Here is a 22,237-nt window from a genome sequence, read left to right as displayed (position 1 = left end):
GGATGCCATATGGCCTCCTCTATTCGCCGGCGCGGCTCTGGCGGTTACAGCGTGGCCGAATATTGTTCACCAGCGGAGCAGGCGCGGACCGAGCAAGGCCCCGATTGCCGTCGCAAGCAGGATGCCCAGCGAGTACCAGGTGAGCACGAAGACCGCCGACGCCTCGGGGCAGTGGATGCAGTAGATCATCGCTGCGAACGCGCCCGATGCGAGGCCGGCTGCCGCGCCGGCCGCGCGCAAACGGGTCGGCGCGAACCGCCGGAAGGCCCAGAGCAGCCCTGCGAAGATCGGCGCGGACAGGCTAAGGACATTCCAGGGGCAGGATGTCCAGCTCTCGCCCAGCCACATGGCCTTCCAGTCGGCGCGCGGCGTGGACGCCAGTTCGACGGCGCCATAGCAGGCCAAGGCGATCACAGGGGTCGCCAGCAGCCACAGCCACCCGAAGCGACCCGAGTCCGGGCGCGCCAGTCTCGCCGTCGCGGCAAAGGCGAGCAGCGCGAGGGAGATGGTGTAGCTCCATTTCATCCAGAGCGTGGAGCTTTGCAGCGCTAAGTCGAGATCCGACCGGACGCCGAGCATCGTCGCGACCAGCGCCACCGATCCAATGCCGCCGATCGCGATGCCGCCGGCAAGCCGCAGCCCGATGCCATGCCGTGCGACCGGTTTCACATCCCGCGCCAGCGCGTCGATCAGGTCCTCGGTCCTCATGGCCGGTCCCGCTGGACGCGCGCGACCAATGCCTTAAGACCGCGATGGACCGAAACCTTGATGTCGGATTCTCCGAGACCCGCACCTGCGGCCGCTTCGGCCACGCTGCTGCCCTCGATCCGCGTGGACCGGATCGCAGCCGCCTGCTTGCCGGGCAACAGACCGAGCAGCTGTTCGACATCCATCCGCGCATCGGCGGCGTCCGCGAAGCTCTCCTCGCTCGGCCACTCGGCGAGGTCGTCGAGCGGAACGAGGCGGCGCGTCCGGCGGAAATGGTCGACCATTTTGTACCGCGCTATGGCGAACAGCCAGGCGGTGAACGGTCGCTCGCGGTCATAGGTACCGCGGCGCGTGTGAACGGCGATGATCGTCTCCTGTACCAGATCTTCAATGTCATCCTCGCTGCCGCGAGTCCGGCGCCGATAGTAGCCACGGAGCAGCGGAGCGAGCGAGCGGAGCAGCGCACTATGGTCCGCCGCGCTGCCCTCCAGGCCGCCGATCATCCAGCTCTTCAACTGATCTTCGCTCGTCACCGGATGGCAGGCCCCCCAGGACACCGTTCGCGATACGCCGCTCAAAGGTTACAGCCGCAGCTGCAGCGATCGCAAAAATATTTCGCCCGGCCGGCCTGTAACCACCAGCATGGCAGCACCGAAATCCTGTCATGATCCGGCTCTCCGCCTCGTCCGGATCAACGCGGACCGCCATGCCGGCCGTGCGAGGGGGGCGATGCAAGGATCCACCATGTCGACAAACAGCACGAAGCTCGCCGCCGGTGTCGCGGCCATGATCGCCGGAGCGCTCGTCTCCACCGCCGCATCGGCGCAGGACAAGCCGGCGATGGAGAAATGCTATGGCGTTTCGCTGGCGGGCAAGAACGACTGCAAGGCGGGCGCGGGTACCAGCTGCGCGGGCACCTCGAAGACCGACTATCAGGGCAACGCCTGGAAGCTGGTCAAGGCCGGCACCTGCACCAAGATCAAGACCCCCAAGGGCCCCGGCTCGCTGACCCCCAAGGCGTGACGCCGAGCGGCGGCGGCCAGCACCCCCGGCCGCCGCCGAAACCCTCCAGCGGGACAATCGCAATGATCCGGATCGAAGCCCTTGAGTCGTCAGTCGAGCGCCTGTCGCGCGCCATTCCCGATGCCCTTATCCTGCTGGTCGCCCGGCTGGGCATCGCCGGCATCTTTTTCCTGTCCGGCCGATCGAAAGTCGAGGGCTGGCTGACCATCACCGACGGGACTTACGAGCTGTTCCGCACCGAGTATCGGCTGCCGCTGGTACCGCCGGACATCGCGGCGGTCGCGGCAACGCTGGCCGAGCACGGATTTTCGATCCTGCTCGTTCTGGGGCTGCTCACCCGCCTCTCCGCAGCGGCATTGCTCGGGATGACGCTGGTGATCCAGCTGTTCGTCTATCCCGACGCCTGGCCGACCCATCTCAGCTGGATCGCCATCCTGCTGCTGCTCGTCGCGCGTGGGGGCGGGGCCTGGTCGATCGACGGACTTGTGGCCGGAGCCGCAAAGTCCGCCGGACCTGCCGCCCGGTAGCAGGAGCGTCAGACGTCGAGATTGGCGACGCTCAGCGCATTTTCCTGGATGAACTCGCGGCGGGGTTCGACGACGTCGCCCATCAGACGGGTGAAGATCTCGTCGGCGACGTCGGCCTGCGTGACCTCGACCTTGAGCATTGCGCGATTGGACGGGTCGAGCGTCGTTTCCCACAGCTGTTCGGCATTCATTTCGCCGAGACCCTTGTAGCGCTGCACCGACATGCCCTTGCGTCCGGCGGCAAGGATGCCGTCCAGCAGATTGGAAGGCTGGAACACCGCCGTGCCGCGGGTATCGGGCAGCTCCTCCTCATCGGCGTCAGCCGCGGCCTGTGCCGCAGCACTCTTGACCGACACGAGCCGTGCCGTCTGCGCATAGCTGTCGGCCTGCTCAGAAGCGAGGGCATGGAGCTTGCGCGCTTCGGCCGAGCGGACGAAAGCCGGATCGATCAGGTGGACGTCGGTCACCCCGCGCCACAGGCGACGAAGATCATAGCCGCCATCTTCCGAAAGATCGCCGGTCCACTTAGCCTCGGGGTCCATCCGCCCCATCCACGCCGCCATCCGGGCTGCGGCGGCGCGGTGCGCCGTTCCATCCGCCTCGGGATCGAGCGCGCCGGTCAGCGCCAGAGCCTCGATGATCACCGGATCGTAGCGCTTCGGGACGAAGCGCATCAGCGACTTCATCCGGCGGGCATGTTCGACCAGCTGACGCAGGTCGTCGCCCGAACGCGCGCCGAGCGGGGATTCGAGCATCATCGCAGCGAGGCCGGCGGTCACCAGATATTCGTCGAGCGCGGCGTCGTCCTTCAGATAGACTTCCGAGCGGCCCCGGCTGACCTTGTAGAGCGGCGGCTGGGCTATGTAGAGATGCCCCGCCTCGATGATCGGCCGCATATGGCGGTAGAAGAAGGTGAGCAGCAGGGTGCGGATGTGCGCACCGTCCACGTCTGCGTCGGTCATGATGACGATCTTGTGGTAGCGCAGCTTCTCCAGATTGAAGTCGTCGCGGCCGATGCCGGTGCCCATCGCCTGGATCAGCGTGCCGACCTCCTTCGACGACAGCATCCGGTCGAAGCGGGCCCGCTCGACATTCAGGATCTTGCCCTTGAGCGGCAGGATCGCCTGATAGACGCGGTCGCGGCCCTGCTTGGCCGAGCCGCCGGCCGAGTCACCCTCCACCAGGAACAGCTCGCACTTGCTGGGATCGCGCTCCTGGCAATCGGCGAGCTTGCCGGGCAGCGAGGCGATGTCCATGACGCCCTTGCGCCGGGTCAGCTCGCGCGCCTTGCGGGCGGCTTCGCGGGCGGCGGCGGCGTCGATCACCTTCTGGATGATCGAGCGGGCATGGGCGGGATTTTCCTCAAGCCATTCGGCCAGCTTGTCCGCCATCAGGCTTTCGAGCGGCTGGCGTACCTCGGACGAGACGAGCTTGTCCTTGGTCTGCGAGGAGAATTTCGGATCGGGCAGCTTGACCGACACGATCGCAGTCAGGCCTTCGCGCATGTCGTCGCCGGTGAGGCTGACCTTCTCCTTCTTCAGCGCCCCCGACTTCTCCGCATAATTGTTGAGCGTGCGCGTCAGCGCGGCGCGGAAGGCGGCAAGATGGGTGCCGCCGTCGCGCTGCGGGATGTTGTTGGTGAAGCAGAGGACCTGCTCATAATAGCTGTCGTTCCACTCGAGTGCGACGTCGATGCCGACATCGTCGCGCTGGCCCGTGATCGCCACAGGCTCGGGCATCAGCGGGACTTTGGTACGGTCCAGATATTTGACGAAGGCGGCGATACCGCCTTCATAATAGAGTTCGACCTCGCGACGCTCGGCATGGCGTTCGTCGACGAGGAACAGACGCACCCCCGAATTGAGGAAGGCCAGCTCGCGATAGCGATGCTCGAGCTTGTCGAAGTCGAACTCGGTGATCTTGAACGTGTCGGCCGAAGGCAGGAAGGTGACCTTGGTGCCCTTCTTGCCATTGGCTGGCCCGACCACCTTCAGCGGCGCGACCGCGTCGCCGCGGCGGAACTGCATGTAATGCTCTTCGCCGTCGCGCCAGATCGTCAGGTCGAGAATGTCGGACAGCGCGTTGACCACCGAGACGCCGACGCCGTGGAGACCGCCGGACACCTTGTAGGCATTGGCGTCGTTGGTGTTGTCGAACTTACCGCCGGCGTGGAGCTGGGTCATGATGACCTCGGCCGCCGAGACGCCCTCCTCGGCATGGATGCCGGTCGGAATGCCGCGCCCATTGTCCTCGACCGACACCGATCCGTCGGGATTCAGCGTGATGATGATCCGGTCGCAATGGCCGGCCAGCGCTTCGTCGATGGCGTTATCGGACACCTCGAACACCATGTGGTGGAGGCCCGATCCGTCGTCGGTGTCGCCGATATACATGCCCGGCCGCTTTCGCACCGCATCGAGGCCCTTCAGGACCTTGATCGAATCGGCGCCATAGCTGTTCGTGTTCGGGGAATTCTCGGTTTCGTTCGTCATGACGAGCCTATAGCGGCGGCCGTCACAAAAGCCAAAAGAAAGAGGGCGAATGGCGATTCGCCGACGGGTTCCGGACGGTGTGCGGAGATGTCGTCTGGCGCGACATTGGACCGCCGAAACTAACGCAGGAGCCGGCGGTAGAGAATCTGCGTCGCCACGAACGTCTCCGCGTCAAACGGACGGTTGTGGAGGGCGTCGAACGCGTCGAGGCGCAGACTGTCGATGTCGCCGCCCGCCGCGAACAGATTGGCGATGTCTACAAAGAGCTGGTGATTGCCTTCGTCCCGCCGGTCGGTGAGGGTCGTGCGGACGCCGGGATCGAGCCCCACCAGATAAGGAAAGACATACCGCGCCTTGAGCATTCCCGCGTTGATGGCGCGCATATGCGCAATGTCGACCGCGCAGGGATAATCATGCTCGGCCATCTTCCGAAGGAGCGACGCCACCTTTCCAGCCGAGCCAGCCCGTATGATGTAAGCGGCGGTGCAGGATGCGAAGATGTTCTTGCAGTCATAGGTCGCGAACTGGGTGAAGGACGGCGAGCGGATGTCCCCCACTTTCCGCCGCTGGCGTAGCAGGGTGTAGATCGACTTCACGTCGGTAAAGGAGATCATCTGCGTCAGGAACAGGACGTCCCAGTCTTCCTTCTCGCACTCTGCCAGCGCATGGCCGACATAGTCGCTAAAAGCGTCCGGAAAGAGGATGTCGTCCTCGAGGATTAAGAAGTGCCGGTCGTCGCCGATCGATTCCGTAACTGCCTGATGCGACAGGAAGCAGCCTAGCTCGTTGCGGGTAATTCCCCGCTTCCGGTCGTCTCCGGTCAGCGCGGAGAAGCGGCCGACCTTGTCGAGTCCATGTTTTGCAAGGGCCCCCTCCATCGTGGCGCGGCGGTCGGTCGACCGGTCCAGATTGATGTAGAGTCCCGGAATATCCCCCAATTTCATGCGTGCTACGACTTTCTCTCCACCCCTGGAGTGCCGACCTATACAGGCCCGTTCCTGTCAGGCCAGCCCGCCTGAGGTCACCCTTCGTGCAGGACGCCATTTTCGACGGCGAGCCAGGTCGCGGTGCCGATTCCGTCGAACAGCGCGCGTTCGGTGCCGGTGAGCCAGATCTGCCCGCCGCTGCGCCCCAGCCGGTCGAACAGCGCCCCCCGGCGGATCGGGTCGAGATGGGCCGCGACCTCGTCCATCAGCAGCAGCGGCCGCTGCCCGCGCCGCTCCGCGACCAGATCGGCATGCGCCAGCACGATGCCGAGCAGCAGCGCCTTCTGCTCGCCGGTCGATGCGCGGGCAGCGGGCTGCTGCTTGGCGGCATGGCTGACCGCCAGATCCTGCCGGTGCGGCCCCGCCAGAGTGCGCCCGGCGGCCTGATCGCGCGCGCGACCCAGCCGCAGCTCTTCGGCGAGTGGGCGGCTGCCGGGCAGCCAGCCTTCGAGCGCGAGCGCCGCCCGGGCGAAGGGCGCCTCGGCCTCGGCGGCGATGCGAAAACCCAGCGCCACGACCGTCCGGGCGCGCGCTTCGGCGATGGCGGCGCCATGCTGGCCGAGCTGGATCTCCAGCGCGTCGAGCCAGGCGGCGTCGGGCGGTCCGTCTGTGGCGAGCAGCTTGTTGCGCGCGCGCATCGCCGCCTCATAGCGGCTGACATGATGGGCGTGGCCCGGTTCCAGCGCCAGGACGAGGCGGTCGAGGAAACGGCGGCGGCCTTCCGCGCCCTCGGCGAACAGCCGATCCATCGCCGGCGTCAGCCACGACAGCGCGGTCCACTCGCCCAGCGCCGTGGCTGATGCGGCGGCGCCGTTGATCCGGACCTGGCGGCGGTCGGGTGCGGCGGGCGTGGTGCCGGTACCCAGCCTGACCCCGTCGGCAAGCTCGGCCGCGACGGCGAAGCCGCCCGGTCCATTGCTCCGCGCCATTTCCGACAGCGCCGCTCCGCGCAGGCCGCGGCCCGGACCGAGCATCGATACGGCTTCCAGGATGTTGGTCTTGCCGGCCCCATTCTCACCCGTGAGGACGACGAAGCCCGGAGCCGCCGAAATCGTCGCCGACGCATAGGAGCGGAAGTCGGTCAGCATCAGGCGGGCGACGGTCATGCGCCCCTGTTGGCGATTTTTGCGCGAGAGGGGAAGCGCGCGGAGGCCCGGTCAGGCGCGCGACGGGCGGTGGCACTCTCGACCTGCGCCCAAAATGGGCTAAGCATCCGGGCCATGACCATGTCCGTCGCCCCTTTTCGCCGCGTCCTCCTGTTGGGCGCCGTGCTCGCTTTGGCGAGCGCCACATCCCCCGCGCAGGCCGGCTTGCGTGCCATCTATGTCGATATCGCCAAGGCGAAGCAGCTGCAGATCGACGTTCAGGACAATGGCGACGCGCGGATCGGCGAGGTGGGCAGCGAGGATTATGGCCTGCTCATCGGCGGCCAGTTCTACATCGTCGACCGGGAAGGCGGCACGATCACCGTGGCGCGGCTGAAGGACGTCGCTGCGGCGATGGACCAGGTCCTGACCCCCGTGTTCAACGGCCTGTTCGAACAGTCGACCGATGCCATGCCCAAGGCGCCGCTGACCGTGGAGCCGGGAGAGGCGGGCAATGCCGGCGGCCGCGATGGCCGCGTCTATCATATCAAGGGGCTCGACCATGTCCGCCCGGACAAGCCCAGCGACTTCCTGATCAGCTCCGATGAGGATCTGAAGCCGGTCGGCAGCGCGCTGGAAGGTTTCATGAACGCGGCGGTGGTACCGTCGGCGCCGCTGATCGGGGCGATGGCGAAGGACCTCATCGCCGAGACGCGCACGATCTTCTCGCTCGGCACGCCGATCGATGTCGGTGGGCGCTTCCGGCTCAACGTCGCCAGCAAGGCGGCCTTCCCCTCGGCCTATTTCCGCCTTCCGGCTCAGCCGCAGAGCGTTGGATCGCTGGTGCTGTCGATGAAGGCGGCCATGGCGCAGAAGCCGCAATAACGTCCCTCCCGCCCCAGGGAGCGGGAGGGAGTCGAGGTCGTCAGTGGGCGATGCCCGATGCGGCAAGCAGCGCCAGCGTCATGATCTCGGACGCGTTGGACGACATGGTCGCGATCTGGACCGGCTTTTCCATGCCCACCAGCATCGGCCCGATCACCGAACCGCGCCCCAGTTCGCGCAGCAGCTTGGCCGAGATATTGGCCGACTGCAGGCCTGGCATGACCAGGACATTGGCCGGCGCCGACAGGCGGTTGAACGGATAGAGCTTCATGATCGACGGGTTGAGCGCCGCGTCGGGTGCCATCTCGCCTTCATATTCGAAGCTCACGCCGCGCGCATCGAGCTCGCTGACTGCGCCGCGGATGGTCTCCAGCCAGTTGCCCGACGGATTGCCGAAGGTCGAATAGCTGAGGAAGGCGACGCGGGGCTCATGGCCCATGCGGCGCGCCACCGCGGCGGTCGCCTCGGCGATATCGGCCAGTTCGGTCGCCGAAGGGCGCTCGGTGACGGTCGTGTCCGCTATGAAGGCCGTGTGGTTCTGGCCCACGAAGAGGTGGATGCCGAGCGGCTTCTTGCCCTCGACCGGGTCGAGCACGCGGCGGATCTGGCGGAAGGTCTGGCTGTAGGTGCGGGTGGTGCCGGTCACCATCGCATCGGCCTCGCCCAGCGCGACGAGCAGCGCGCCGAAGATGTTGCGATCCTGGTTGACCAGCGCCTGCACCTCGCGGCGCAGCGCCCCGCGGCGCTTCAGCCGGTCGTACAGATAGTCGACCATCTTCTCGACCAGCGGCGAATGGCGGCTGTTGTGCAGTTCGAAGCCGTCGGGATCCTCGACGCCCAGTTCACGCAGCTTGTCGGGCACATCGTCACGACCGACCAGGACGGGCGTGCCATAGCCGAGCGTCCGGAACTGGATCGCCGCGCGCAGCATCACCTCTTCCTCCGCCTCGGCGAAGACGACGCGCTTCGGATGGGCGCGGGCGATGTCCGATGCCAGCGTCAGCACGGACGTGGTCGGGTTGAGGCGCGCCTTCAGGCTGTCGCGATAGGCGGCCATGTCGAGGATCGGCTTGCGCGCGATGCCGGTGTCCATCGCGGCCTGCGCGACCGCGACGGGGACGACCTCCATCAGGCGCGGATCGAAGGGCGCGGGGATGATATAGTCGCGGCCGAAGCGGGGTGCGGCACCGCCATAAGCGGCGGCGACTTCCTCGGGGACCTGTTCGCGTGCCAGTTCGGCGAGCGCGCGGGCGGCGGCGATCTTCATTTCCTGGTTGATCCCGCTCGCGCGGACGTCGAGCGCGCCGCGGAAGATGAAGGGGAAACCGAGGACGTTGTTGACCTGGTTCGGATAGTCCGACCGGCCGGTGGCGACGATCGCATCCTCGCGCGCGGCCTTGGCGTCGGGCGGCAGGATCTCGGGATCGGGATTGGCCATCGCGAAGATGATCGGGTGTGGGGCCATCGTCTTGACCATCTCGGGGGTCAGCGCGCCCTTGACCGACAGGCCCAGGAACACGTCGGCGCCCTCGACCGCCTCGGCCAGCGTCCGCTTGGAGGTCGGCGCGGCATGGGCCGACTTCCACTGGTTCATGCCTTCCTGGCGGCCCTGATAGACGACGCCCTTGGAGTCGCACAGCAGCACCTTGTCGGGCGACACGCCGACATCCTTGATCAGCTCGGTGCAGGCGATCGCCGCCGCGCCCGCGCCGTTGACGACCACGGTCATGTCCTTGAGGTTGCGGCCGGTCAGAAAGGCGGCGTTGATCAGACCTGCGGCGGCGATGATCGCGGTGCCATGCTGGTCGTCATGCATCACCGGGATGTTCATGCGCTCCTTGAGCGCCTGTTCGATGATGAAGCACTCGGGGGCCTTGATGTCCTCGAGATTGATGCCCCCGAAGGACGGCTCGAGCAGCGCGACCGCGTTGATGAAGGCTTCGGGATCCTCGGTGTCGAGCTCGAGATCGATCGAATCGACATCGGCGAAGCGCTTGAACAGCACCGCCTTGCCTTCCATCACCGGCTTCGAGGCGAGCGCGCCGAGATTGCCCAGGCCCAGGATCGCGGTGCCGTTGGAGATGACCGCGACGAGGTTGCCCTTGGCGGTATAGTCATAGGCGGTCGCGGGATCGGCCGCGATCGCCTTCACCGGAACGGCGACGCCGGGGGAATATGCGAGGCTCAGGTCGCGCTGCGTCGCCATCGGCTTCGAGGCGATGATCTCGATCTTGCCGGGGCGCCCGGTCGAATGGAAGAAAAGCGCCTCGCGGTCTGAAAACTGAACCTTGCTGCTGGTCATGTGCGGCCCCCTCGGCGCCAGATGTTTTGCCCGCGCTGCTTGTGGGGCATGGTCGGGAAATCGACAAGCCGCTATCAGCCCGTCATGGCGCAGACCTCAAAAAACCGCAGCGACATCCAGGCTCCGGCTCCAACCCCCATGATGGCGCAATATCTGGCGCTGAAGGCGGCGGCGGAGGACTGCCTGCTCTTCTATCGCATGGGCGATTTCTTCGAGCTGTTCTTCGACGACGCCCGCATCGCGTCCGCCTCTCTCGACATCGCGCTGACGGCCCGTGGCGAGCATCAGGGGCAGCCTATCCCGATGTGCGGGGTGCCTGTCCATTCTGCCGAGGCCTATCTCGCGCGGCTGATCAAGGCGGGACACCGCGTTGCCATTGCCGAACAGACCGAAAGCCCCGCCGAGGCGCGCAAGCGGGCCGGTTCGAAGGCGCTGGTCGAGCGGGCAATCGTGCGGGTGGTGACGGCGGGAACGCTGACCGAGGAAGCGCTGCTCGACGCGCGGACTGCCAATTGGCTGGTCGCGGTCGCGGCCGTCGGCCAGGGCAGCGAGCGCCGGCTGGGGGTCGCCGCTGCCGACATTTCGACCGGCCGGTTCGAGATTACGGGCCTGCCTCCCAGCGGTCTCGATGCCGAACTGGCAAGACTCGGCGCGGCGGAGGTTGTCGTGCCCGAGGATCTGGAGGAGCCGGTTGCAGATGCGGTGCGCTGGCCCCGCGAGCATTTCGACAGTCTGCGCGGCAGCGAACGGCTCAAGGCGCTGCTCGGCGTCGCGACGCTGGATGCTTTCGGCGCCTTCGACAGGGCCGAACTGGCCGCCGCCGGTGCGCTCATCGCCTATCTCGACCGAGCGGGGCAGGGGAGCCTGCCCTTCCTGCAGCCGCCGCGCCGCCGCGTCGTCGCCGATCACATGATGATCGATGCGGCGACCCGCGAGAGTCTCGAAATCACGCTGACCCAGACCGGGCAGCGCAAGGGCAGCCTGCTCGAAGCGGTCGACCGGACGGTCACCGGTGCCGGCGCGCGTCTGCTCGGCACCGATCTTTCCGCGCCGCTGACCGATATCGCTGCGATCGAGGCGCGGCTCGACCTGGTCGCCCTGTTCGAGGGCGACGGGCTGCTGCGCGACCGGCTGCGGTCGGCCTTGCGGGCCTTGCCCGATATCGGCCGCGCCTTAGGGCGCCTCGTCGCGCGCCGGGGCGGACCGCGCGACCTGGGGCAGCTGCGCGATGGCCTCGAACAGGCGCACATGCTCCACGACCTGCTGTCGGGGGTGGTGCCGATGCCGCGGTTGCTGGAGACGCTGCTGCCCCGCTTGTCGGGCCATGAGACACTGGTTCAGCTGCTGCGCCGCGCGCTGGTTGCCAGCCCGCCGATCGACGCCGCGCAGGGCGGCTATATCGCCGAGGGCTATGATCCCGCGCTTGATGCCCTGCGGGGGCAGGGTGGCGAGGGGCGCAAAGCCATCGCGGCCCTCGAGGCGCGCTACCGCGCGGAAACCGGCATCCCCTCCCTGAAGATCCGGCACAATGGGGTGCTCGGCTATCACATCGAAGTGCAGGCGAAACATGCCGATCCGCTGATGGCGGCGGATTCGGGTTTCACCCATCGCCAGACGCTCGCGGGAGTGGTGCGCTTCAACGCGCCCGACCTGCACGAACAGGCGATGAAGGTCGGCCAGTCGGGGGAACATGCGCTGGCCGCCGAGGCGGCTCATCTCGAGGACCTCGTCGGGACGGCGCTCGCGCGCACGACCGAGATCGCAGCGACGGCCGACGCGCTTGCGCGGCTCGACGTCGCGGCGGCGCTCGCCGATCGCGCGGTCGAGGGCGGCTGGACCCGCCCGCAATTCGAACAGCACGCCTGTTTCGATGTGCGCGGTGGCCGCCATCCGGTGGTCGAGGCGGCGGTGCGGGCGGAGGGCGGGCGGTTCGTCGCCAATGACTGCTGCCTGTCGGACCAGGAGCGGCTGTGGCTCGTCACCGGCCCGAACATGGGCGGTAAATCGACCTTCCTGCGCCAGAATGCCGCCATCGCCATCCTCGCGCAGGCAGGCAGCCCGGTTCCGGCCGCCAGCGCGCGGCTTGGCATCGTCGATCGGCTGTTCAGCCGGGTCGGCGCCTCGGACAATCTGGCGCGGGGCCGCTCGACCTTCATGGTCGAGATGGTTGAAACCGCCGCGATCCTCGCGCAGGCGACCGAGCGCAGTTTCGTCATCCTCGACGAGGTTGGGCGCGGCACCTCGACCTATGACGGTCTCGCCATCGCCTGGGCGGTGGTCGAGGCGGTGCATGACATCAACCGCTGCCGCTGCCTGTTCGCGACCCATTATCATGAGCTCACCCGCCTCGCAGAGCGGCTGGACGCGCTGTCGCTTCACCATGTCCGCGCGCGCGAGTGGAAGGGTGAGCTGGTGCTGCTCCACGAAGTGGCCGAGGGGCCGGCGGATCGCAGCTACGGCATCGCCGTCGCCAAGTTGGCAGGGCTCGCGCCCGCCGTGCTTGGTCGCGCCCGCGAGGTGCTGAAGAAGCTCGAGGCGGGACGCGCCAAGACGGGTGGCCTTGCCGCAGGCCTGGACGACCTGCCGCTGTTCGCGGCCGCGGCCCAGGCGGCCGAGGAGAAGGGCGATCCACTGCGGCAGGAGATCGAGACGATCGACGTCGACGCGCTCAGCCCGCGCGAGGCGCTCGACCTGCTCTACCGGCTCAAGGCGCTGGCGCGCGACGGAGCCTGAGCCCCGCGCGCGCCAGGCTTGTCATCAGAAACCGAGGCCGAGGCCCGCGACCAGCTGGTGGCGCGAGAAGCCGCCCTCATAATTGCTGTAGCGATATTCGAGCTTGGTGTAGGCCGACGAGCCCAGCTTCATCTCGACTCCCGCACCGGCGCGGAAGCCGTTGCCGTTTACGGAAGCGCTATCGGTAATCGACCCCGGGAAAATGACGATTGTAGCCGTCTGCTTGATCCGGGCATTGGTATAGCCGGCGAGTGCATAAACCTTGATCTTGTCGCTCGCCTTCAGCCCGACCCGGGCAACGGCGGCGAGATCGCGCTTGGCCTCCTGGCAAAAGCTGCCGCCAAGGAACTGGTCGCACTGCTTGGTCGAGCTCAGATCGGCATCGGCTTCAAGGCCGATGAACGCCATCGAGCCGATCGGCACGTCGATGCCGATACCGATACCATAGAGCAGCCCGTCATCGTCGCTGCCGCCGACCGTGACGCGGTCCAAGCCGCCATGGGCCTCGACACGGAAGGTGACCGCATCGTCGGCCGCGATCGCCGGTGCCGCCATGAAGCCGGCCGCGACCGCAGCCAGGATCCGAAATCGCATGGATAGTCCCCCTGTTGAAACGGGAGCGTTCCTAAGCTCCCGGGATGTGTCGGGGAAGATAAGGGGCCTCGCAAATCTGCTCCATTACGGACCGAGTGTGACCAGGTCCGGCCACTAAACCTCGAGCAGTGCGCGAAGTCCCTCGAATGCGCGGGTGAGCCGCTCATGGCCGATGGCGCCGCCGATGGAGATGCGGATCGCCCGTTCCGGCGTCTCGGGGTCGACCGCAAAGCGCTCGCCGGCAACGATCGACAGGCCGAGAGGTCCGAGCCGCCCGGCCAGTTCACCGGGGGAGGGGCTGTCCTGCGACAGGCGGAGCCAGATATGATAGCCTTCGGGATGGCTGGCATGGTCCAGGCCCGCCAGCAGCGGCGCGATCCGGCGTTGCCGCGCGACGCCTTCGGCGCGCACGCCTGCGACGAGCTCGGCGAATATGCCTTCGCGCAGCCAATGGGTCGCGAGCGCGGCATTCAGGGGCGGCGCCATCACGCTCGTTTCGTGGAGATCGTCGGCGAGCAGACGTGCCGCGTCCGCCGACGGAGCCCGGACATGGGCCACGCGCAGCACCGGAGAGACGATCTTGGACAGGCTTGCGACGTGCCAGCTGATTTCGGGTGCGAAGGCCGCGAGCGGCGGCAGCGGCTTCTCGGGCAGCTGGCCATAGGCGTCGTCCTCGATCAGGACCAGGCCGTGTCTCCGCGCGATCGCGGCCAGCCACAGGCGCCGTTCGATATCCAGCGACGCGGTGGTCGGATTGTCATTGGTCGGTACGACATAGACCGCCTTCGCTCCGGCCAGTGCGGCGGACTGGACGGCATCGGGATCGAGTCCGTCGGCGTCCCCCGGAATCGCGATGAGCTTCAGCGCGAAGCGGCGGGCGAGGGCGATAAGGCCGGGATAGGTGGATCGCCCCGCGCACAGCACGTCCCCCGGCTGGAACAGCGTGCCGATGATCGCGTGCAGCGCATGTTGCCCACCTGCGGTGATGACGGTCTGGTCTTCCCGTGTCGCCAGACCGCGCGCCGAAAAGGCACGCGCCGCCTCCTGCCGATCGCGCACGGCGCCACCGCTGGGCTGATATTGCAGCAGTGGCGACTGGCCCCCGGCATGCAGGAGTCGGCTCAATCCGTCGCGCATGGCGTCGCTCAGGCGCGCGAAGCCCGGCTGGGGCGGCATGATCATGCCCGAGTCGCCCGTCAGATCGGCGGCGGGCAGGCCTGCGGCGTTGCGCACGAAGCTGCCGAGGCGCCCTGAGCCCTCGATCAGTCCCGCGTCGCGGGCGAGGCCATAGGCCCGGGTGACGGTGGTCAGATCGACGCCGAGGTCGATCGCCAGCGCGCGTTGGGGCGGCAGCCGCTCCCCCGGTCGCAGCGCGCCGGTCCGCACCGCATGGTCGATCGCCTCGGCGATGGCGAGATATTTCGGGCCGCCATGCCCGGCTATAGCGTCGAGCCAGCTTTGCATGGCCGGAACCGTCCTTTATGTATGGTTGAATGCTCCATACAATGTTTCCTATGTCGGGCAAGCAAGCAGGAGCACAGCATGCCCGACACCCTCCGCACGACCCCCGATGGCGAATGGCCGCCGCTGGACCCTGTCAGGACCGGCATAAAGGGGCGCTGTCCACGCTGTGGTGAGGGTGCGCTGTTCGACGGCTTTCTCCGGCTGCGGCCCGCCTGTCCGCATTGCGGCCTTGACTATGGTTTCGCCGATCCCGCCGACGGCCCTGCCTTCTTCGTCATCTGCTTCGGATGCATTCCCGCGGTGATCTTCGCGCTGATGCTCGAGATTTTCGGCAATGCCTCGCTGATCACGCAACTGCTGCTGACCGGCCCCTTTCTCGTCGCGACCTGCGTGCTGCCGTTGCGCCCGCTCAAAGGCTGGCTGGTGTGCAGCCAGTTTTTCTTCAAGGCCGGCGAGGGGCAGTTGAGCCGCCCCTGGTATCCCTATGGCGCCGACGGTCCCGCCGTGCTGCCGCGCAAGAAGCGATGAGCTCCGAACCGGGTCTCGACAGCGCGCGGGAAGCGGCGGCCCGGCATCTCGAGCAGGGCGGCTATTCCGCCGAGGCCGCCCTCGTGCGCGCGGGGGCGGGGGACGACTTCGCCGAGGTGCGCATCGCGCGCGCGCTGCTGACCATCCTGTCCGGCGATGCGGCAGGGGCCACGCGGTCCGATACCGCCGCGCGCCGCAACCGCAACGGCCATCGCCTCGGCGGCGAGGAATGCTGAAGACAGGGCCTTCCCCCGCGGTCGCCTAGCTCTTTTAACCATTCGTCCCTATGTGGCTGGCATGGCCACCAAGTTCGATATCCTGCCCCAGCGCCGCGCGATCATCGATCGACGGGCCGTGGCCGACAGTCTCTCGGCGCTCCTGCCGGGATCGACCGATGCGACCGCGCTGCGCAACGCGGGTACGGTGGTTCTGAAAGCGGCGCTCGACATCGGCCGCGCGGAGATCGCGCGCCGCCTCGCCGCAACGCCCACCCGTGGCTCGGAAACGGCGTCGGCCTATGCCTTTCTGACCGACCAGATCCTTCGCCTGATCTACGACTTCACCGTCGAGCGGCTTTACCCGATCAGCAACCGGTCGGCGGCGGAACGCCTGACGCTGATCGCCGTCGGCGGCTATGGCCGGGGGGAGATGGCGCTGCATTCCGACGTCGACATCGCCTTCCTCACGCCGTGGAAACAGACGAGCTGGTCGGAGCAGGTGATCGAGTCGATGCTCTACTCGATGTGGGACCTCGGCCTGAAGGTCGGTCATTCGAGCCGGTCGCTCGACGACATGATCCGCATGGCGAAGAGCGACCTGACGATTCGCACCGCGCTGCTCGAGGGGCGGTTCGTGTGGGGCGACATCGCGCTGTACGACGAGGCCGCTGCGCTGTTCCGCCGCGATGTCGTGACGGGCACCGCCCGGACCTTCGTCGCCGAGAAGCTGCAGGAGCGCGAGGAGCGGCACAAGCGGATGGGCGACAGCCGCTATGTCGTCGAACCCAATCTGAAGGAGGGCAAGGGTGGGCTGCGCGACCTCCACACGCTCTTCTGGATCGGCAAATATGTCTATCTGGTCCAGTCGGTCCCCGAGCTGGTCGAGAAAGGGCTGCTCACCCGCGCCGAGCTGCGCCAGTTCCAGAAGGCCGAGAATTTCCTGTGGTCGGTGCGCTGCCATCTGCACATCGTCGCCGGGCGGCCCGAGGATCGGCTGACCTTCGACGTCCAGCCCGAGATCGCCCGCCGGATGCGCTATGCCGAACGGCCCGGCAAGTCGGCGGTCGAGCGCTTCATGCAGCATTATTTCCTGATGGCGAAGCGGGTCGGCGACCTGACCGCGATCTTCCTGGCGCATATCGACGAGACTTTCGCGTCGCGCGGCCGGCGTTTCGGCTTTCCCTCGCTCCGCCGCCGACCGTCCAAGCTCGACGGCTTCGTTCTCGAACGCGGCCGGCTGGCGATACCGACCGACGATTTCTTCGCACAGGATCCCGCGCGCCTCGTCCAGATGTTCACGATCGCCGATCGTCACGGACTCGAGATCCATCCGCTTGCGATGCGTGCGGCCGGACGCGATGCCAAGCTGATCGACAATGCGGTGCGCCGCGACCCGCGCGCCAACGCCTATTTCATGGATGTGCTCGCGTCGCACCACACGCCGGAGATCGTGCTGCGCTGGATGAACGAGGCGGGCGTGTTCGGCCGGTTCGTGCCCGACTTCGGCCGCGTCGTCGCGCAGATGCAGTTCGACATGTACCACCATTATACGGTCGACGAACATTCGATCCGCGCCATCGGCCTGCTCAGTCGGATCGAGAAGGGCGAACTGGCGGAGGATCATCCGCTCGCATCCAAGATCCTGCCGGGCATCGTCCAGCGACGGGTGCTGTATGCGGCGGTGCTGCTTCACGACATCGCCAAGGGGCGCGGCGGCGATCACAGCGTGCTCGGCGCCGAAGTCGCCGAGAAGCTCTGCCCCCGTTTCGGCCTGAGCCCGGCGGAAACAGAGACCGTCGCCTGGCTGGTGCGCCATCATCTCGCCATGTCCGACACCGCCTTCAAGCGCGACCTGTCGGACTTCAAGACGATCCTCGACTTTGCCGAGAAGGTCCAGAGCCCGGAACGCCTCCGCCTGCTCTTCTGCCTGACGATCGTCGACATCCGCGCGGTCGGGCCCGGCGTCTGGAACAGCTGGAAGCGTCAGCTGCTCGGCGATCTCTACGAAGCGGCGGAGGAGGTGCTCCGCCTCGGTCACAAGCAGACCGGCCGGCGCGAGCGCATCGCGGCCAAGCATGCGCAGCTGCAGGAGCGGCTGGGCTGGGACGATGTGCGCTTCGCCACCTATGTCGCGCGCTTCCCAGAGGCCTATTGGGTCGCGGAGAGCGTCGACATCTTGGAAGGCAATGCCCGGCTGATCGAGACGGCGGACATCGACGGCAAGCCCCTTTCGATCTCCGCCTCGCCCGATCCCGATCGCGGCTCCACGCTCGTCAGCATCTATGCGGGCGATCATCCCGGTCTGTTCTACCGCATTGCCGGAGCCATCCATCTGGCGGGCGCGAGCGTGATCGACGCCCGCATCCACACCACGCGCGACGGCATGGCGATCGACAATCTTCTGGTACAGGATCCCTTCGGCCAGCCCTTCGAGGGCGACGACCGCATGACGCGGCTGCGCATTGCGATCGAAGACGCGCTCGCCAACCGTACGCGGATGGCAGACCGCCTCGCTGCCAAGCCGCTGACCCGCCCGCGCGCCGACGCCTTCTCGATCGAGCCCGCCGCCCTCATCGATAACCGCGCGTCGAACCGCTATACGGTGATCGAGGTCAACGCCCGCGATCGGCCGGCGCTGCTCCATGCGCTGGCCCATGCGCTGTTCCAGGCGAAGGTCATGATCCACTCGGCGCATATCGCGACTTATGGCGAGCGCGCGGTGGACGTCTTCTACGTGGCCGACCTGACCGGGGACAAGATTACCAGCGCCGCCAGACTCAAGACGCTCGAACGGCTGTTGCTCGATGCTGCGGCCGGAGGATCGGTCCGGAAGGCAGCCTGAAAGCTGTAACCGCCGTCAGTCCAGCCTGCGCCGCATGAACAGCGAGGCCGGTCCATAGGGGCGGTCGGGGCCGTCCGTTGCCGGTGCAAATCCGCGCGAGGTCCAGAAGGGGACCGAGTCGCCGACCGCGATCAGGCTGATGTCGCGAAAGCCCCCCCGTCGTGCCTGGGCGACCACGCGATCGACCGCCGCCGCCCCCGCGCCACTGCCGCGTGCCTCGGGCAACAGCGCCAGGTCGTGCAGATAATAGGTATCGGCGCCTTCGGGAATTGCGCCGAGCAGATGATCGAGCTTCGGCGGCGTGGCGCGGTGCCAGGGATGGGCGAGGACATAGCCGATGGCATGCTGCGATCCATCGAGGATCAGGCAGCCCTCGGGATAGAGCGCAAACTTTTCGGCGATGACCTCGGGGCGCTCGGGAAAGGCCATGTGGACATGGTCAGCGATGTGCACGACGGCGTCGATGTCCTGCCGCTCCATGGCCCGCCAATGGTCGATGCCGGTCATCCTCGTCCTCGAGCCGCTCGCAGACCTTGCTCCGGGTCGCGCGCACTCCCCACAAGCGGAAGACGGGCCGGAGCAGGATCGTGACGAAGCGGAGTCGCGCCTCAGCGGGGCGCGAGCACCATCAGCATCTGGCGGCCTTCCATGCGCGGAAACTGCTCGACCTTGGCGGTTTCCGCCATGTCGGCCTGCACGCGCTGGAGGACCTGCATGCCCAGCTGACCATGGGCGAGCTCACGACCACGGAAGCGCAGGGTGACCTTCACCTTGTCGCCCTCGCCGATGAACTCGTGGATCTTCTTCATCTTGGTGTCATAGTCGTGGTCGTCGATGTTCGGACGCATCTTGATCTCTTTGATCTCCTGCGTCTTCTGCGACTTCCGGGCAAGATTGGCCTTTTTCTGGGCCTCATATTTGAACTTGCCGACATCGAGGAACTTGCACACGGGCGGGTCGGCGTTCGGCGACACTTCGACCAGATCGAGACCGGCCTCCTGTGCCTGCTCGATTGCCTCGCGTGTATACATCACGCCCAGATTCTCGCCCTCTTCATCGATCACCCGAACCTTGGGGACCTGGATGAACTCATTGTAGCGCGGGCCGTTGAGCGGCATCGGCGGCTGCCCCAGGGGGCGGCGCATCATCGGGGGACGTATAGTTAAATCTCCTGTCGTCGTTCTTCGGGGGCGATATAAGCCTAAACGCGGGGATTTGGAAGATGGGCGCGTGCAAGGGCTGCGCTTTCCCCACGCCTGTGGCGCGCATGCGTCAGGCGAGGCCCACGCCGCCGACCGGTTCGGTCTCGAAATAGGTGTCGAAGCGGGCGATGAGCGGTCGGCCGCGTGCGATCGCCGACTGGACCGAGGGTAGCTTCAGCGAGGCGGCATGGTCCTCGCGGCTGGCCCAGACTTCGGTGACGAAGATCGCATCGGGATCCTTGGCGTCGCGGGCGACGATATAGGATCGGCAGCCCGGCATGGCGCTGGACCCCTCGGTCAGGATCGCGATCAGTGCGTCGCGCGTCCCCGGCTTTGCAAACATCCGGCCGATCAGTCCGTACATGGTCCGTCCTTCACCCTCGGCCGGCGACGCGGCACCGGCCGCTCCGCCCAGCATTGCCAGGGCAAGGCCCCCCGCCATCACATCCCGCCGCGTGGCGAGCATGAGGGGGGAGCCTGCCCGATCCATCAGGCCCGCAGGTCGGGCGGAGTCGCCTCGGCCTTCAGCATCGCGATCGCCTCGTCGAGGGGCATCACGCTCTGCGCCTGTTCGCCCAGCCGCCGGATCGCGACGGTGCCTTCCTCGGCCTCGCGCTTGCCGACGACCAGCAGCGCGGGGACCTTGGCGAGCGAATGTTCGCGCACCTTGTAGTTGATCTTCTCGTTGCGCAGGTCGCTCTCGACCCGCAGCCCGGCAGCGGCCAGCTTCGCCTCGACTTCACGCGCATAGCCGTCCGCGTCCGATACGATCGTCGCCACCACCGCCTGCACCGGCGACAGCCACATCGGGAAGCGACCGGCATGATGCTCGATCAAGATGCCGATGAAGCGCTCGAAGGTGCCCAGGATGGCGCGGTGGAGCATGACCGGGCGATGGCGCTCGCCATCCTCGCCGACATAGGAGGCGTCGAGCCGCTCGGGCAGGACGGTGTCCGCCTGGATCGTGCCGACCTGCCAGGTCCGCCCGATCGCGTCGGTCAGGTGGAATTCGAGCTTCGGCGCATAGAAGGCGCCTTCGCCCTCCAGCTCTTCCCAGCCATATTCCTCTGTGGCGCGGCCAGAGGCGGCGACCGCGTCGCGCAGCGTCTGTTCGGCCTTGTCCCACATTGCGTCGCTGCCGAAGCGCTTCTCGGGGCGCAGCGCCAGCTTGATCGCATAGCTGTCGAAGCCGAGATCGCGATAGACGGTGTCGAGCAGGTCGCAGAAATCCTTGATCTCGGCGATCAGCTGGTCCTCGCGCACGAAGATATGCGCGTCATCCTGGGTGAACTGGCGGACGCGCATGATGCCGTGCAGCGCGCCGTGGGGCTCGTTGCGATGGCAGCAGCCGAACTCGGCCATGCGGATCGGCAGGTCGCGATAGCTCTTGATCCCCTGGCGGAAGATCAGGACGTGCGCGGGGCAGTTCATCGGCTTGAGCGCCATCAGGTCGCCCTCGCCCGACAGCACCGGACCATCCTCCTCGGTACCCGGAATCTCGTCGGGAACGACGAACATATTCTCGCGATATTTGCCCCAGTGGCCCGACTGCTCCCACTGGCGTGCATCCATCAGCTGCGGCGTCTTGACCTCGACATAGCCCGACGCGTCGAGCCGGCGGCGCATATAGGCCTCCAGCTCGCGCCACAGGCGGAAGCCCTTGGGATGCCAGAAGACCGAGCCCTGCGCCTCGGACTGGAGGTGGAACAGGTCCATGTCCTGCCCGATGCGGCGATGATCGCGCTTGGCCGCTTCCTCAAGCCGGGTCAGGTGCGCGTCGAGCTGCTTCTTGTTGAGCCAACCGGTGCCGTAGATGCGGCTCAGCATCGCGTTCTTCTGATCGCCGCGCCAATAGGCGCCCGACACGCGCGTCAGCTTGAACGCCTGCGGGTCGAGCTTGCCGGTGCTCGGCAGGTGGGGACCACGGCACATGTCGAGCCAGTCGTCGCCCGACCAGTAGACCGTCAGCGCCTCGTCGCCCGGCAGTTCCGCGGCCCATTCGGCCTTGAACGCCTCACCCTGCTGCTTCCAGCGCGAGATCAGTTGCTCGCGGCTCCATTCCTCGCGGCGAAGCGGTTTGTCGGCGGCGATGATGCGGCGCATCTCGGCCTCGATCGCGGGCAGGTCCTCATCGGTGAAGGGGCCGTGATCGGGTGCGGGCGCGAAGTCGTAATAGAAGCCGTCGTCGGTCGCCGGGCCGAAAGTGATCTGCGTGCCGGGGAACAGCGACTGCACCGCTTCGGCGAGGATATGCGCAAAGTCGTGGCGCGCCAGTTCGAGTGCGTCCTTCTCGTCGCGCGCGGTGACGAGGGCGAGGGCGGAATCCCTGTCGAGCGGCCGATCGAGGTCGCGCAGTTCGCCGTCGACGCGCGCGGCAAGCGCCGCCTTGGCGAGACCCGGCCCGATCGCGGCGGCGATCTGGGCGGGGGTAGTGCCGGTCTTCACTTCGCGCACCGAGCCGTCGGGAAGCGTGATGGTGAGAAGATCGGACATGGGAGAACGGGATTCCTTCGAGTTTGCGGAGCGCGGCTTATGCCCGCGAACATGGGGCAGGGGCAAGCGCCGCGATTCCACCGTGCGGCCGCACGGAATCCGCCGGAACGGACTTTTCTGTGCTTGACCGGCCATCGAGATCGCGGTCCCCTGCG

19 protein-coding genes are annotated in these 22,237 nt (G+C 67.0%); 7 read left to right on the top strand and 12 right to left on the bottom strand.

Annotation, left to right across the window (positions count from 1 at the left end; genetic code table 11):
• Positions 1–66: 66 nt before the first annotated feature.
• Both G6P88_RS12120 and G6P88_RS12115 read right to left on the bottom strand, forming a co-directional pair.
• Complete coding sequence (locus tag G6P88_RS12120; protein WP_165323394.1) at positions 67–708, bottom strand: NrsF family protein; 642 nt, start codon at positions 706–708, stop codon at positions 67–69.
• Positions 705–1,211 carry a sigma-70 family RNA polymerase sigma factor gene (locus G6P88_RS12115; protein WP_165325152.1) on the bottom strand — a complete coding sequence of 169 codons (507 nt, stop codon included), beginning with the start codon at positions 1,209–1,211 and terminating at the stop codon, positions 705–707. The genes G6P88_RS12120 and G6P88_RS12115 overlap by 4 nt, the downstream gene beginning before the upstream one ends.
• Before the next feature lie 241 nt (positions 1,212–1,452).
• On the opposite strand from G6P88_RS12115, the gene G6P88_RS12110 reads away from it, so the two are divergent.
• Entirely contained in the window at positions 1,453–1,731 is a 279-nt protein-coding gene (locus G6P88_RS12110) for a BufA1 family periplasmic bufferin-type metallophore (RefSeq protein ID WP_165323393.1), read from the top strand.
• Between the two features lie 62 nt (positions 1,732–1,793).
• The gene (locus G6P88_RS12105; protein ID WP_165323392.1) at positions 1,794–2,258 is read left to right on the top strand and encodes a DoxX family protein; all 465 of its coding nucleotides are present in this window, start codon (positions 1,794–1,796) and stop codon (positions 2,256–2,258) included.
• A gap of 8 nt (positions 2,259–2,266) precedes the next feature.
• On the opposite strand, the gene gyrB is transcribed toward G6P88_RS12105, so the two are convergent.
• The 3 genes from gyrB to recF form a co-directional block, all read right to left on the bottom strand.
• Entirely contained in the window at positions 2,267–4,750 is a 2,484-nt protein-coding gene (gene gyrB / locus G6P88_RS12100; protein ID WP_165323391.1) for a DNA topoisomerase (ATP-hydrolyzing) subunit B, read from the bottom strand.
• Between the two features lie 119 nt (positions 4,751–4,869).
• A complete protein-coding gene (locus G6P88_RS12095; protein ID WP_165323390.1) occupies positions 4,870–5,694 on the bottom strand; it encodes a glycosyltransferase family 25 protein in 825 nt (274 codons plus the stop codon).
• Positions 5,695–5,771: 77 nt separating this feature from the next.
• On the bottom strand, positions 5,772–6,842 hold the full coding sequence (gene recF / locus G6P88_RS12090) for a DNA replication/repair protein RecF (RefSeq protein WP_165323389.1): 1,071 nt from the start codon (positions 6,840–6,842) through the stop codon (positions 5,772–5,774).
• A 114-nt stretch (positions 6,843–6,956) separates the two neighbouring features.
• Here recF and G6P88_RS12085 point away from each other — a divergent pair, with 114 nt between their 5' ends.
• Entirely contained in the window at positions 6,957–7,706 is a 750-nt protein-coding gene (locus G6P88_RS12085) for a hypothetical protein (protein WP_226946538.1), read from the top strand.
• 40 nt (positions 7,707–7,746) lie between these two features.
• On the opposite strand, the gene G6P88_RS12080 is transcribed toward G6P88_RS12085, so the two are convergent.
• Positions 7,747–10,008, bottom strand: a complete 2,262-nt coding sequence (locus G6P88_RS12080) for an NADP-dependent malic enzyme (protein ID WP_165323388.1) — start codon at positions 10,006–10,008, stop codon at positions 7,747–7,749.
• A gap of 138 nt (positions 10,009–10,146) precedes the next feature.
• On the opposite strand from G6P88_RS12080, the gene mutS reads away from it, so the two are divergent.
• Positions 10,147–12,741 carry a DNA mismatch repair protein MutS gene (gene mutS, locus G6P88_RS12075; protein ID WP_165325150.1) on the top strand — a complete coding sequence of 865 codons (2,595 nt, stop codon included), beginning with the start codon at positions 10,147–10,149 and terminating at the stop codon, positions 12,739–12,741.
• A gap of 24 nt (positions 12,742–12,765) precedes the next feature.
• Here mutS and G6P88_RS12070 read toward each other — a convergent pair whose 3' ends face one another.
• Both G6P88_RS12070 and G6P88_RS12065 read right to left on the bottom strand, forming a co-directional pair.
• Entirely contained in the window at positions 12,766–13,335 is a 570-nt protein-coding gene (locus G6P88_RS12070; RefSeq protein WP_165323387.1) for an outer membrane protein, read from the bottom strand.
• A 114-nt stretch (positions 13,336–13,449) separates the two neighbouring features.
• Positions 13,450–14,799 (bottom strand): aminotransferase-like domain-containing protein, encoded by a 1,350-nt coding sequence (locus tag G6P88_RS12065; protein WP_165323386.1) that lies wholly within the window; start codon positions 14,797–14,799, stop codon positions 13,450–13,452.
• A gap of 78 nt (positions 14,800–14,877) precedes the next feature.
• On the opposite strand from G6P88_RS12065, the gene G6P88_RS12060 reads away from it, so the two are divergent.
• The 3 genes from G6P88_RS12060 to G6P88_RS12050 all read left to right on the top strand — a co-directional run bounded on the left by G6P88_RS12060 (position 14,878) and on the right by G6P88_RS12050 (position 18,387).
• On the top strand, positions 14,878–15,327 hold the full coding sequence (locus G6P88_RS12060) for a DUF983 domain-containing protein (RefSeq protein WP_165323385.1): 450 nt from the start codon (positions 14,878–14,880) through the stop codon (positions 15,325–15,327).
• Positions 15,324–15,563, top strand: a complete 240-nt coding sequence (locus G6P88_RS12055) for a hypothetical protein (RefSeq protein ID WP_165323384.1) — start codon at positions 15,324–15,326, stop codon at positions 15,561–15,563. Before G6P88_RS12060 ends, G6P88_RS12055 begins: the two co-directional genes overlap by 4 nt.
• A 61-nt stretch (positions 15,564–15,624) precedes the next feature.
• Entirely contained in the window at positions 15,625–18,387 is a 2,763-nt protein-coding gene (locus G6P88_RS12050; RefSeq protein WP_165323383.1) for a [protein-PII] uridylyltransferase, read from the top strand.
• A gap of 15 nt (positions 18,388–18,402) precedes the next feature.
• Here G6P88_RS12050 and G6P88_RS12045 read toward each other — a convergent pair whose 3' ends face one another.
• From G6P88_RS12045 to thrS, 4 genes are all read right to left on the bottom strand, one after another.
• Positions 18,403–18,894 carry a GNAT family N-acetyltransferase gene (locus G6P88_RS12045; protein ID WP_165323382.1) on the bottom strand — a complete coding sequence of 164 codons (492 nt, stop codon included), beginning with the start codon at positions 18,892–18,894 and terminating at the stop codon, positions 18,403–18,405.
• Positions 18,895–18,995: 101 nt separating this feature from the next.
• Positions 18,996–19,535 carry a translation initiation factor IF-3 gene (infC, locus tag G6P88_RS12040; protein ID WP_165323381.1) on the bottom strand — a complete coding sequence of 180 codons (540 nt, stop codon included), beginning with the start codon at positions 19,533–19,535 and terminating at the stop codon, positions 18,996–18,998.
• A gap of 124 nt (positions 19,536–19,659) precedes the next feature.
• Positions 19,660–20,055, bottom strand: a complete 396-nt coding sequence (locus G6P88_RS12035) for a putative quinol monooxygenase (protein ID WP_165323380.1) — start codon at positions 20,053–20,055, stop codon at positions 19,660–19,662.
• A gap of 23 nt (positions 20,056–20,078) precedes the next feature.
• Positions 20,079–22,082, bottom strand: coding sequence for a threonine--tRNA ligase (gene thrS, locus G6P88_RS12030; protein WP_165323379.1), 2,004 nt, complete (start codon positions 22,080–22,082; stop codon positions 20,079–20,081).
• Positions 22,083–22,237 lie beyond the last annotated feature (155 nt).

It is taken from the genome of Rhizorhabdus phycosphaerae (assembly GCF_011044255.1).
Taxonomy (GTDB): domain Bacteria; phylum Pseudomonadota; class Alphaproteobacteria; order Sphingomonadales; family Sphingomonadaceae; genus Rhizorhabdus; species Rhizorhabdus phycosphaerae.
This window is presented reverse-complemented; position numbering and strand designations above follow the sequence as displayed.